Annotated in this window: 10 protein-coding genes; all 10 read left to right on the forward strand. The window is 40.0% G+C overall.

Annotation, left to right across the window (positions count from 1 at the left end; translation table 11 throughout):
* Window positions 1–31 precede the first annotated feature (31 nt).
* The 10 genes from spoIIE (at window position 32) to cysK (ending at window position 12,725) form a co-directional block, all read left to right on the forward strand.
* Window positions 32–2,500, forward strand: coding sequence for a stage II sporulation protein E (gene spoIIE, locus QNH20_RS00390; protein WP_283921018.1), 2,469 nt, complete (start codon window positions 32–34; stop codon window positions 2,498–2,500).
* 279 nt (window positions 2,501–2,779) lie between these two features.
* A complete protein-coding gene (locus tag QNH20_RS00395) occupies window positions 2,780–3,517 on the forward strand; it encodes a VWA domain-containing protein (RefSeq protein WP_283921019.1) in 738 nt (245 codons plus the stop codon).
* Window positions 3,486–4,499 carry a protein kinase domain-containing protein gene (locus tag QNH20_RS00400; protein ID WP_283921020.1) on the forward strand — a complete coding sequence of 338 codons (1,014 nt, stop codon included), beginning with the start codon at window positions 3,486–3,488 and terminating at the stop codon, window positions 4,497–4,499. Before QNH20_RS00395 ends, QNH20_RS00400 begins: the two co-directional genes overlap by 32 nt.
* 222 nt (window positions 4,500–4,721) lie before the next feature.
* Window positions 4,722–6,104 (forward strand): tRNA lysidine(34) synthetase TilS, encoded by a 1,383-nt coding sequence (gene tilS / locus QNH20_RS00405; protein WP_283921021.1) that lies wholly within the window; start codon window positions 4,722–4,724, stop codon window positions 6,102–6,104.
* A gap of 29 nt (window positions 6,105–6,133) precedes the next feature.
* The gene (hpt, locus tag QNH20_RS00410) at window positions 6,134–6,679 is read left to right on the forward strand and encodes a hypoxanthine phosphoribosyltransferase (protein WP_481858081.1); all 546 of its coding nucleotides are present in this window, start codon (window positions 6,134–6,136) and stop codon (window positions 6,677–6,679) included.
* 139 nt (window positions 6,680–6,818) lie between these two features.
* The gene (gene ftsH / locus QNH20_RS00415; RefSeq protein ID WP_283921023.1) at window positions 6,819–8,777 is read left to right on the forward strand and encodes an ATP-dependent zinc metalloprotease FtsH; all 1,959 of its coding nucleotides are present in this window, start codon (window positions 6,819–6,821) and stop codon (window positions 8,775–8,777) included.
* Window positions 8,778–8,978: 201 nt separating this feature from the next.
* Window positions 8,979–9,746 (forward strand): type III pantothenate kinase, encoded by a 768-nt coding sequence (locus QNH20_RS00420; RefSeq protein WP_283923321.1) that lies wholly within the window; start codon window positions 8,979–8,981, stop codon window positions 9,744–9,746.
* A 103-nt stretch (window positions 9,747–9,849) separates the two neighbouring features.
* Window positions 9,850–10,728 (forward strand): Hsp33 family molecular chaperone HslO, encoded by an 879-nt coding sequence (gene hslO, locus QNH20_RS00425; protein ID WP_283921024.1) that lies wholly within the window; start codon window positions 9,850–9,852, stop codon window positions 10,726–10,728.
* Window positions 10,729–11,652 (forward strand): peptidyl-prolyl cis-trans isomerase, encoded by a 924-nt coding sequence (locus QNH20_RS00430; protein ID WP_283921025.1) that lies wholly within the window; start codon window positions 10,729–10,731, stop codon window positions 11,650–11,652. It abuts the gene before it with no gap.
* A 143-nt stretch (window positions 11,653–11,795) separates the two neighbouring features.
* A complete protein-coding gene (gene cysK / locus QNH20_RS00435; RefSeq protein ID WP_283921026.1) occupies window positions 11,796–12,725 on the forward strand; it encodes a cysteine synthase A in 930 nt (309 codons plus the stop codon).
* The last annotated feature ends 193 nt before the right edge of the window (window positions 12,726–12,918 follow it).

Below are 12,918 nucleotides of genomic sequence, written 5' to 3' on the forward strand. Positions count from 1 at the left end.
GGCAACGATTAATGAATAGGGAGTGTGATTTATGGAAAAGACAAACGTGAGTTTTATAGAACCGGTCGGAGAAGTCAGCCTTCATTCATCTAAATGGGATATGGGAAGGGTCCTGAGGAAAATTAATTTCATGCTTGAGTCCTTTTTTATAAAAAAGGGTTATCTCTTATTATTTGTTGGCTTTTTGCTTGGACGAGCCTTAATTTTAGCGAAGCTGACCCCATTTTGTCTGCCTTTTTTTGCCTCCGTCTATTTAATTAAAAGAGATCGGGCACCGCTTGCCCTGATCGGACTAATTGTTGGGGCAGCAACGATTTCATTGTCCAATGCCGTCTTTACATTTATAGTGACCATTGTCTTTTTAGTTATTCTTCGGATCAGTCAAAAATGGCTGACAAATGAAATGCGATCACTCCCTTTTTTCGTCGGCATTATTCTTGGAGTGACGAAATTAGCTGAAGCCTTCATTTTATCAAAGCAATTAACGCTTTATGATGTATTGATGGTTGGTGTCCAGGCAAGCCTCGCGTTTATTTTGACACTCATCTTTTTACAAAGTATTCCATTACTAACAATGAATAAACGTAGACAATTGTTAAAAACAGAAGAAATCGTTTGCCTTATCATCATGCTCGCTTCAATTTTGTCTGGAACCATTGGCTGGAAGGTTTACGATTTGTCGATTGAACATATTATGTCGAGATATTTGGTATTGGTGTTTTCCTTCATTGCTGGGGCAACGGTTGGCTCTACCGTTGGGGTCGTGACTGGGCTTATTTTTAGCCTGGCAAGTGTTTCAAGCTTTTATCATATGAGTCTTTTAGCTTTTTCTGGTGTTCTCGGCGGTTTGCTGAAGGAAGGGAAAAAAATAGGTGTTTCCATCGGCTTATTTATTGCCACTCTGCTCATCGGCATGTATGGAGAGGGCGGCGGCTCCATCTTACAAACTGTTTTAGAGACAAGTGCCGCTGTTCTCCTGTTCCTCTTAACACCACAGGCATTTACATCCAGATTAGCAAAATATATCCCTGGAACACCAGAATACACTGCCGAGCAGCAAAAATATATGCGCAAAATGAGAGACGTAACGGCGCAGCGGGTTTCACAATTTTCTAATGTGTTCCATGCCCTTTCTAAAAGCTTTTCACAAATGGAAGTACTGCCGGATGAAGATGAATATGATCGGGAAATGGATTACTTCATGAGCAATGTCACGGAAAGGACATGTCAAACATGCTTTAAAAAGGACCAATGCTGGACAAAGAATTTTAATACAACCTATGCATTCATGGAAAAAATTATTCACGAAATGGATCAAAATGATGCGAATGTTTCTCCACGACTGTCAAGGGAATGGGAAAAGCATTGTTCACGTTCTAAAAAGGTATATGAAACAATCGGTCAGGAATTAACCTTTTTTCAAGCTAATCTGAAATTAAAGAAACAGGTTCGCGAAAGCAGAAAACTGGTCGCTGATCAATTATTAGGTGTTTCCGAAGTAATGGATAATTTTGCAAAAGAAATTCAGCGGGAAAGGGAAAACCATCATAAGCAGGAAGAACAAATTATGGAGGCAATTCAAGAGTTTGGGATCCAAATTGAACAGGTAGAGATCTACAGCCTTGAACATGGAAATGTTGATATTGAGATGGCGGTTCCTTTTTGCAATGGCCACGGAGAGTGTGAAAAACTCATAGCACCGATGTTATCCGATATTCTTGGGGAAACGATTATTGTTAACAAGGAGGAATGTGCCGCCATTCCGCATGGATTCTGTCATGTGACCTTTCGTTCGTCTAAGGCTTTTAAAGTGGAAACAGGGGTAGCCCATGCGGCCAAGGACGGCGGATTAATATCAGGTGACAGCTACTCCACAATCGAACTGGGCCTCGGCAAGTATGCCATTGCAATTAGTGATGGCATGGGAAATGGTGAAAGAGCGCACTATGAAAGTAATGAAACACTGCAGCTTTTGCAAAAAATCTTACAATCAGGGATTGATGAGAAAACCGCGATTAAATCCATCAATTCCATCCTTTCACTTAGAACGACAGATGAAATCTTTTCTACACTAGATTTGGCGATGATTGATTTGAAAAATGCTTCAGCGAAATTCTTGAAGATCGGCTCGACACCGAGTTTTATTAAAAGGGGAAATAAAGTTATTAAAATTCAGTCAAGTAATTTGCCAATTGGAATTCTTCAAGAATTTGAAGTGGATGTCGTCAGCGAACAATTAAAAGCAGGTGATCTATTAATTATGATGAGTGACGGCGTGTTCGAAGGACCAAAACATGTTGAAAATTATGATTTATGGATGAAACGAAAGGTGCAGGAATTAGAAACAGATGACCCGCAAGAGATAGCGGATTTAATTATGGAGGATGTAATCAGGTCAAGGTCCGGAATAATTGATGATGACATGACCGTGACGGTTGCAAAAATAAAACATAATACACCGAAGTGGGCATCCATTCCTGTTTATAAAAAACAAGCATGAGTCTCAATTTCCAGCCTATTAACAGAGGGGAATATATTTTAAATGAGTTGTACAACAACATAATAAAGGCGGTATACAAAGCAGGATTTCACTTCATTCGTTGTAAAAATGTTTTTTTACATTATGATTGGATGCACGTATTCGCTATTGCAGTGTTCCGTCCTTTTCTGAAGAAAAAAGCATAATGGATTATTTTACCCTGTCCATACTTAAAATATGTATAAATCACCCTGATCCCGTCGAAAATGGTACAAATACGTTTCGTGGAGGGAGAAATTTATGTATACAGGAAAAATCCGTCAAATCTTACTAATTACAGATGGATGCTCAAACAAGGGTGAGGATCCAATTGCCATGTCTGCACTCGCGAATGAACAAGGAATTACGGTGAATGTTATTGGTGTAATAGAAAAGGACGCTATGGACGAAAAGGGGATGACTGAAATCGATGGCATTGCGATGTCAGGCGGCGGAGTCAGCCAGATCGTTTATGCAGAGGCACTTTCACAAACGGTGCAAATGGTAACACGTAAAGCGATGAACCAAACCATTCAGGGTGTGGTAAACAGCCAATTACAGCAAATATTAGGCCGTTCACAAACGATGGAGGACCTGCCCCCGGAAAAACGCGGGGAAGTCATGGAGGTTGTCGATGAATTAGGAGAAACTGTCGAATTAGAAGTGTTGATTCTTGTCGATACAAGTGCAAGCATGAAGCATAAGCTTCCAACGGTAAAGGAGGCGCTTCTTGACCTCTCTCTAAGCTTGAACGCCCGAACAGGCAATAACCAATTTTCTGTTTATGTATTTCCCGGGAAAAAGAATGATGTCGAAAAATTGCTGGATTGGACACCAAAGCTGCAAACTTTGACAAGTGTTTTTTCCCAGCTATCTACGGGAGGAATTACACCGACTGGTCCGGCTTTAAGGACTGCCCTATCTGCCTTCAATCAAAAACAATCATTAAGGAGCCTGCTTTCACGTGATGATGAATCATACTTTGAAGAATCGATGTAAGGTAAGTCCGGGAACAATCATTACAGGAAAATGGCATTCACATAACTATACAATTATAAAGGAACTAGGATTTGGCGCAAATGGCGTGGTCTACCTTGCAAAATTCAAAAACACTCAAGTAGCTTTGAAAATGAGTGATAACAGTATGTCCATCACCTCTGAGGTAAATGTGTTGAAATCCTTTGCAAAGGTCCAGGGCCCACCATCCCTAGGACCTTCTTTGCTTGATGTCGACGATTGGCAAAGTCCCCTCGGTCGAATATCGTTTTATGTAATGGAATATATTCAAGGTCCGGATTTCCTTACTTTTATTCATGTAAAGGGGAAATCATGGACGAGCGCTTTATTTTTACAGATTCTTAATGATTTGGATATCCTCCATGAAAATGGCTGGGTGTTTGGGGATTTAAAACCGGAAAATTTAATTGTTACTGGACCGCCTCCGAAAATAAGGTGTATTGATGTAGGCGGCACTACCATACAAGGCAGGGCAATTAAGGAATTCACTGAGTTTTATGACCGTGGCTATTGGGGCTTAGGCTCGAGAAAAGCAGAACCGTCCTACGATTTGTTTGCTGTGGCAATGATCATGATCAACACCGCATATCCGAAACGCTTTAATAAAACAAGCGGAGGAATTTCCCAACTAAGAGAGGCTGTGCGGCAAAAACCAGAACTGATAAAGTTTGAAAAAGTTATCGTAAAAGCACTGCAGGGGTATTACACCACTGCTAAGCAAATGAGGGCTGATTTATTTAACATAATGGTTGAGAAAAAGATTCCTAATCCTCCATTACGGTCAACAGGAGCAGTGTTCCATTCCTCTAGTCAAACTCAACAGAAAAAAATGAAGGGCAATCAGCCTATTTCAAGGCAGGCCTATCGACGAAAGAAGAAAAAAAACGGCTGGATGGAATTTTTGTTTATTTCTGTTGTTCTAGGAATTTTATATGCTTGGTATACTTTAAATAATTTACCATAATAATTGAAACCGATTCAGTATTTGCTCGTATATAAGGAAAGCCAATTATTAACTGACGTGATCAGCAATCAAATGGAAAAATTTCCAACAGTTTTGTAATAGCTATGTTTTGATAGTTTATTCTTAAAAGTGGTAAGCTAATATGAAAAGTGGAAGTGCCCGGTAAGGGCACTGGAGCTAGACAATTTTTAAACTATTTTGTATTAGAAAGAGTGCAATCATATGTTGGAATTAAAGGTCGAGTCCTTTCTTAATCGCCACTCATTCAAACTTGAAAATAAAAAAATCATTGTTGGTGTTTCAGGGGGTCCGGATTCTTTAGCACTGCTTCACTACTTACTTAAGGAAAAAGAAAAAAGGAACTTGTCTATTGTTGCCGTACATGTTGATCATATGTTTCGCGGCGAAGAATCCTTTCTTGATGCGATGTTTGTAAAAAGCTTTTGTGAACAGTATAGCCTTCCCTTTGAAATGGCACGAATCAATGTCCCGGAAGTTATGGAAGAAACCGGAAAAAGTTCGCAAATTGCAGCAAGAGAGGTAAGATATGAATTTTATTTAAAAATGATGGAGAAGTACCAATTTCCTTATTTAGCTCTTGGTCATCATGGCGATGATCAGGTGGAGACCATGCTCATGCGGCTGACAAGAGGAAGCAGTGGAAAAGCGAGAGCGGGCATACCATTTTCACGCCCATTTCATGATGGTACTATATTTCGTCCTTTCTTATGTTTAACGAAGGCTGAGATTCAGAACTATTGTAAAGAACAAAACCTTACACCAAGGTTAGACCCAAGTAATGAGAAAGGAATTTATAGCAGAAATCGATTTCGCAAACAGGTTCTTCCATTTTTAAAGACCGAAAATAGCCATGTTCATGAACACTTTCAGCGGTTTAGTGAAGAACTCGAAAGTGATGAATCATTTCTACAGGAATTAACGGTCGAACGGCTGAATACAGTTGTGACAAAAAAAGAAGATGACAAAATTACTATTGACATTAAAAGATTTCTTAAGATGCCTTTACCTTTACAAAGGAGAGGGATTCAACTAATATTAAACTATCTTTACAATGAAAAACCAGCATCTCTTTCTGCCATACATATCGATCAAGTATTTTCCTTAATTCATCATAACGATCCTTCAGGTAGGCTAGATTTTCCAAATGGATTGAAGGTAATTCGCTCCTATTTTCAGTTATCGTTTCAATTTCAGCAAATAACAGCTGAACCTTATGTATTTGAGCTAAATGAACCAGGGACGATTTTGCTGCCAAATGGGAGGAGTATTAGAATAGATTATTTTGATTGGGAATTTCCTGATGCAGAGCATAATACAGCCTTTTTTAATGCTGACCGTATTAAGTGGCCGATTATCATCCGTACAAGGAAAAAAGGCGATCGAATGACATTGAAAGGAATCCAAGGGTCAAAAAAATTAAAGGATATTTTTATTGATCAAAAGGTTCCGGTACAGGAACGAGACAGTTGGCCTGTCATAACGGATAAAGAAGGTTTTATTATTTGGCTTCCAGATTTAAAAAAATCTTCTTTAGAAGGTATAGATACATTCGCAAAACAATATATTCAACTCACATATCATTAGTAATGATCTTCTAGGGGGCACAATTTATGATGAATCAGGATATTGAAAAGGTGTTAGTTTCAGAAGAAGAAATTCAAGAAAAGATAAAGGTATTAGCGGCCGAGTTAACTGAAGAGTATAAAGATCGCTTCCCGCTTGCAATCGGCGTTTTAAAAGGGGCAATGCCTTTTATGGCTGATTTATTAAAACGGATGGATTGCTATCTTGAAATGGATTTTATGGATGTTTCAAGTTATGGTTCAGCTTTTGTTTCATCCGGAGAGGTAAAAATCTTAAAGGACTTAGATACTTCTGTAGAAGGAAGGGACATATTAATTATTGAAGATATTATCGATAGTGGATTAACACTTAGTTATTTAGTTGATTTATTCCGTTATCGAAAAGCAAAATCAATCAAGATTGTCACCTTACTTGATAAACCTACAGGCAGAAAAAGTGCCATAAAAGCTGATTATGTAGGATTTATTGTTCCAGATGAGTTTGTTGTCGGTTATGGGTTGGATTATATTGAAAAATATCGAAACCTACCATATATTGGCGTATTAAAACCGGAAGTTTATAGCAATAATCAATAAGTAATATCCCCATTGAAGGTTTTCTCCTTTAATCGACCGGGGTATTTCAGACACTTCTAAATGAGAGTAATTCCTTGAATTAGTAAGTTTTTCTATGATACTATTTAATATAGTTTTTACCCGCGGGAGGAGGTAAGAGATGAATCGGATTTTCCGTAATACCATCTTTTATTTATTGATATTTTTAGTCATTATAGGCGTTGTTAGTTTCTTTAATGGAACCAATGAGCCTACAGATCATATTTCATATGATAAGTTCGTTTCCCAACTAGAAAATGGTGAGGTCAAATCATTTTCCATGCAGCCCGAACGAGGAGTTTTTGAAGTTCGCGGTGAGCTTGAAGAAAAAGGTAAAAAGTTCATAACCTATATTCCTAACAGCGAGAAGATTCTTGACCGTATTGATAAGGCAGATTCAAAAGTAGATGTGATGCCTGCAAAAGAAACTAGCGGCTGGGTAACCTTTTTTACTTCAATTATTCCGTTCGTGATTATCTTTATTTTATTTTTCTTCTTATTAAACCAAGCTCAGGGCGGCGGAAGCCGAGTGATGAACTTTGGCAAATCCAAGGCCAAGCTTTATAACGATGATAAGAAAAAGGTTCGTTTTAGAGATGTAGCTGGTGCTGATGAGGAAAAGGCTGAATTAGTTGAGGTTGTTGAGTTTTTAAAAGATCCACGCAAGTTTGCTGAGCTTGGAGCCCGGATTCCGAAAGGCGTCCTGCTTGTAGGACCTCCAGGGACCGGTAAAACATTGCTTGCTCGTGCTACTGCTGGTGAAGCTGGCGTGCCGTTTTTCTCCATCAGTGGGTCTGATTTCGTTGAAATGTTTGTTGGGGTCGGTGCATCCCGTGTTCGTGATTTATTTGAAAATGCTAAGAAAAATGCTCCATGTATTATTTTTATCGATGAAATTGATGCAGTTGGACGTCAGCGTGGTGCCGGCCTTGGCGGTGGTCACGATGAGCGTGAACAAACCTTGAATCAATTGTTAGTTGAAATGGATGGATTTGGAGCTAATGAGGGAATTATCATTATTGCTGCAACAAACCGAGCGGATATTCTCGATCCTGCGTTATTACGTCCAGGACGTTTTGACCGCCAAATTACTGTTGACCGTCCAGATGTGGTTGGACGTGAGGCTGTACTAAAAGTTCATGCACGCAATAAACCATTAGATGAATCTGTAAACTTGAAAAATATCGCCATGCGTACACCTGGTTTTTCAGGTGCCGATTTGGAGAATTTATTGAATGAGGCAGCTCTAGTTGCAGCTCGCAGCAGTAAAAAGAAAATCGATATGGAAGATATTGATGAAGCAACTGATCGAGTTATTGCCGGTCCAGCTAAGAAGAGCAGGGTTATTTCAGAAAAAGAACGGAATATTGTTGCTTTCCATGAGGGTGGCCATACTGTAATTGGTTTAGTGCTTGATGAAGCAGACATGGTTCACAAAGTTACCATCGTTCCACGTGGGCAAGCAGGTGGATATGCCGTCATGCTTCCTAGAGAAGACCGTTACTTTATGACAAAGCCGGAATTGCTTGATAAAATTGTTGGTTTGTTAGGCGGACGTGTCGCTGAAGAGATTGTCTTTGGTGAAGTAAGTACGGGAGCACATAATGACTTCCAACGTGCTACAAATATTGCTCGTAAGATGGTGACTGAATACGGAATGAGTGATAAGCTTGGACCATTACAGTTCGGTCAACCACAAGGCGGTCAGGTTTTCTTGGGCCGAGACCTTCATAATGAGCAAAATTATTCTGATGCCATTGCCTATGAAATCGATCTTGAAATTCAAAGCATTATTAAAGAATGTTACGAAAGAGCTAGAAAGATTCTTACTGAAAATCGCGATAAGCTGGATCTAATTGCTAAAACTCTTCTTGAGGTAGAAACACTTGTTGCTGAACAGATCAAATATTTGGTTGACCATGGTCGTATGCCGGATCCATCTGTTCACTTAGATTCTGTGAAGATTGGGCCAAAAAAGACAGATGATGTGAAAGTAAACATCAACACAAAAAAAGACGAGGATGAAAAAAAGGAAGAATCCTTTTTAGATAAACCTTCGGATGAAATTGATTATAAATAAATTGTCAAAAAGAGTGCTTCCTGTGAAGCGCTCTTTTTTTTCACACATATACTATTTATGGTATGATGTTCCCATGTAAAGAAAACTCGCCGATTGGCGAGCCCCTAAGGGCGAATAAGAGGCGTAGTTGCACTTATGCCTGGGAGAAAGTTTACTTTCCTATCGGCTAAAAAAGAAAAATCGATAAAGCGAGTGATAGATTTGATTTTCGTATTTGATGTAGGTAATACCAATATTGTATTAGGTGTTTATCAAGGTGATGAACTTAAATATCATTGGCGGATAGAAACCAACCGTAATCGCACAGAAGATGAATTTGGCATGAGCATAAAAGCTTTGTTCGATCATTCAGGTTTATCTTTTTCAGATATTGACGGGATTATTATTTCTTCCGTTGTTCCCCCTATTATGTTTGCTTTGGAAAGAATGTGCCAGAAGTACTTTCATATTAAGCCCCTCGTGGTCGGGCCGGGCATGAAAACAGGGCTCAATATTAAATATGAAAACCCAAGAGAAGTGGGTGCTGACCGGATTGTAAATGCCATCGCAGCTATTCACGAATATGGAAGTCCCCTAGTTATTGTCGATTTTGGAACGGCAACGACGTATTGTTATGTGAATGAGGAGCGTCAATATATGGGCGGTGCGATTGCGCCCGGAATCGGGATTTCTACTGAGGCACTTTATTCAAGGGCGGCAAAACTGCCGCGGATTGAAATTGCTCGGCCTGAAGGGGTTATTGGGAAAAATACAGTGGCCGCAATGCAGGCTGGTATTGTCTATGGGTATGTAGGACAAGTTGAGGGGATTGTCAAAAGGATGATGGACCAAAGCGGGAAGAAACCTACCGTTATTGCCACTGGCGGGCTTGCTAGTTTAATTGCCCAGGAATCAACGATCATCGATATAGTCGATCCCTTTTTAACTTTAAAGGGTCTGCAGCTTATCTATAAACGAAATATGGGATAAGCTAATAAGAAATGCGGAAGCGTGTAGGGGCTCAGGGGTTTATGACTCCGATCCCCTAGGCGCTGCAGCTAGACAAGTGATACAGCTAGAAGGGAGTTATACAATGAAGGATTATTTAGTTAAGGCACTTGCCTATGATGGAAATATTCGTGCATATGCCGTTCGCACGACAGAAACTATTAGTGAAGCGCAGCGGCGTCATCAAACATGGAGGACTGCTTCGGCAGCACTTGGCCGTACGATGACCGCAGGGCTGATGATGGGGGCGATGCTTAAGGGTGATGATAATCTTACCATTAAAATAAACGGCGGCGGCCCGCTTGGACCAATTGTTGTTGACAGTAACGCTAAAGGTGAAGTACGCGGTTATGTTACCAATCCGGAGGTTGATTTTGAATCAACAGAAAATGGGAAGCTCGATGTCCGCCGTGCGGTTGGAACAGATGGTATGTTAGCTGTTGTTAAGGATATCGGCATGCGTGACTTTTTCTCCGGTCAGGTTCCACTTGTATCTGGTGAATTAGGAGAAGATTTTACCTATTATTTTGCCACGTCGGAGCAAGTGCCTTCTTCCGTGGGTGTTGGAGTTTTAGTTAACCCAGATGATACCATTTTGGCCGCAGGAGGATTTATTTTTCAATTAATGCCTGGCACGCCAGATCCTATCATTTCGAAACTCGAGGAACGGTTAAAAACGATTGAGCCTATTTCTAAATTAATTGAACGAGGCCTAACTCCTGAGCAACTCCTGGAAGAGTTGTTTGGAAGAGAGCACGTAAGGGTATTAGAAACGATGCCGGTTAGTTTCCAATGTAATTGCTCTAAAGAACGCTTTGCTAATGCTATTGTTGGATTAGGTGCCGCAGAAATAACCGCTATGATTGAAGAAGATGGACAGGCCGAGGCTCACTGTCATTTCTGCAACGAAAAATACCTATTTTCCAAGGAAGAATTAGAAGAACTAAAAAAGGATGCTAAATAAATGTCTTTGCTAGGGATGAAAGGGTTGGGGAAGAAGCAGCTTTGGATGGTTATTGCAGGCCTCATTATGCTTAATTGCTTAACAATTGCTTTTTTTCTAACTAGGGCGAATGTGGCTGGTGGTGAGGCTGCCAATGATGAGGCAGTGGCAACAGTAGGAAAAAAATCCATCTTAAGACAAGAATGGCTGAATGAACTGGAATCCAGATATGGAAAAGTCGTTTTAAAGGAAATGATCGATCAAAAGGTTGTCGAGGAAATGGCGGCAAAATATAAAATAAAAGTTTCTGATCAAGATGTCGATCGGGAATTTAGGATGCTGCAGACCACCTATAATTCCTTCGATTCTAAAAACAATCAAAACGAGAAAAAGTGGAAGGAACAAATTCGAAATACTCTTCTATTAGAGGAACTTTTAACGAAGGACGTGAAAGTTTCGGATAAAGAATTGAAAAGTTATTATGATAAAAATAAAAACCTTTTCAATGTTCCACCTGCCTACCATTTATCGCATATTATTGTGAAAACAAAGAAAGAAGCGGAAAAGGCTGCGAAGGAGTTAGCCAATGGGTCAAGTTTTTCCACATTAGCGATGGAACGCTCCGTCGAGGAGTTTTCTGCAAATGAAGGCGGAGATATTGGGTATATTAGCGAAGAAGATGAGCGATATCCGAAACAATATATTGAAACTGCTAAACAGCTAAAAAAGGGAGCCTATAGTAAACCGCTTAAAGTTAAAGAAGGGTATGCCATTTTAAGGCTGGAAGGAAAAATTAAGGAAAAAAAATATCTTTATGATGATGTTAAAGAGTCAATTCGCCGGCAAATTGCTCTTGAGCAAATGAAACCACCAGCCTCCGCAACAACCTTTTGGGATGAGGCAAAGGTGGAATGGTTTTATGGCAACAATAAAAAGTCCCAGTAATAGCACAGAATAAATTTCTGTGTTTTTCTTTTTATAAAATAATCATAAAATTCCCTGTGTAAAACAATTGACAAAACAAGTATAATACTGGTAAATTCTATATAAAACCAATAAAAATACTCGGAATAGAGAGGGGTTCCCTGATGGTTCGTGTAGCAAATTCAGTTGCCGAATTAGTCGGCCAAACACCGATTGTTAAGTTAAACAGATTAGTAGATGAAAACAGTGCAGAAGTCTATTTGAAGCTCGAATATTTTAACCCAGGCAGTAGTGTTAAGGATCGTATCGCTTTAGCAATGATTGAAGCTGCTGAAGAACAAGGTCTAATCAAACCCGGTATTGATACCATTATTGAGCCGACAAGTGGAAATACAGGCATTGGTTTAGCGATGATTGCCGCAGCAAAGGGATACAAAGCAGTATTTGTTATGCCGGAGACAATGAGCTTGGAAAGAAGGAACCTGCTTCGTGCTTACGGGGCTGAGTTAGTATTAACACCTGGTCTAGAAGGTATGAAGGGCGCAATTGCTAAAGCAGAAGAGCTTGTCAAAGAACACGGTTATTTTCTGCCGCAGCAGTTTAAGAATGAAGCTAATCCTGAGGTCCATAGAAGAACAACCGGTAAGGAAATTGTCGAGCAAATGGATCGATTGGATGCATTTGTATCGGGAATCGGAACAGGGGGAACCATTTCAGGTGCAGGCAGTGTGCTCCGAGAAACATTCCCGGAAGTGAAGATTTATGCAGTTGAGCCGAAAGATTCTCCAGTCCTATCCGGAGGCAAACCTGGTCCGCATAAACTTCAAGGACTTGGTGCAGGATTCGTTCCTGATACGCTTAATACTAAAATCTATGATGAAATCATTCAAGTGGGAACGGAAGAAGCATTTGAAGCTTCCCGCCGTGCAGCTAAAGAAGAAGGAATTCTTGGCGGGATTTCGTCGGGTGCTGCCATTTCCGCAGCTCTAAAAGTGGCGAAAGCGCTAGGAAAAGGTAAAAAGGTGCTTGCAATTATTCCGGATAACGGCGAACGTTATTTAAGTACACCACTTTACCAATATGATGTTGAATAACAAGAAAAGTAGATGCGGCGTTTAGCGCTCCTCGAAAAAGCTATTGCTTTTCCTTCGTACGCTGCTATTGCTGCCGAAGCCTTCCTTGTGGAGCTAGACAGTTTTGATATAAAAATAATGAGAGGTGTTGGCTGGTGCCTATGCCTCTTTTTTTTGTAAACTAAATAAAGTTTCTTATATGATACAATAAGTG

This window comes from Neobacillus sp. WH10, assembly GCF_030123405.1.
Lineage (GTDB): Bacteria > Bacillota > Bacilli > Bacillales > Cytobacillaceae > Neobacillus.

Bases quoted from the DNA above. Each gene is read 5' to 3' on its own strand.
- hpt (WP_481858081.1), top strand. From the start codon at position 6,134: ATGAATCAGGATATTGAAAAGGTGTTAGTTTCAGAAGAAGAAATTCAA.
- spoIIE (WP_283921018.1), top strand. From the start codon at position 32: ATGGAAAAGACAAACGTGAGTTTTATAGAACCGGTCGGAGAAGTCAGC.
- cysK (WP_283921026.1), top strand. From the start codon at position 11,796: ATGGTTCGTGTAGCAAATTCAGTTGCCGAATTAGTCGGCCAAACACCG.
- hslO (WP_283921024.1), top strand. From the start codon at position 9,850: ATGAAGGATTATTTAGTTAAGGCACTTGCCTATGATGGAAATATTCGT.
- ftsH (WP_283921023.1), top strand. From the start codon at position 6,819: ATGAATCGGATTTTCCGTAATACCATCTTTTATTTATTGATATTTTTA.
- tilS (WP_283921021.1), top strand. From the start codon at position 4,722: ATGTTGGAATTAAAGGTCGAGTCCTTTCTTAATCGCCACTCATTCAAA.
- QNH20_RS00430 (WP_283921025.1), top strand. From the start codon at position 10,729: ATGTCTTTGCTAGGGATGAAAGGGTTGGGGAAGAAGCAGCTTTGGATG.
- QNH20_RS00395 (WP_283921019.1), top strand. From the start codon at position 2,780: ATGTATACAGGAAAAATCCGTCAAATCTTACTAATTACAGATGGATGC.
- QNH20_RS00400 (WP_283921020.1), top strand. From the start codon at position 3,486: ATGATGAATCATACTTTGAAGAATCGATGTAAGGTAAGTCCGGGAACA.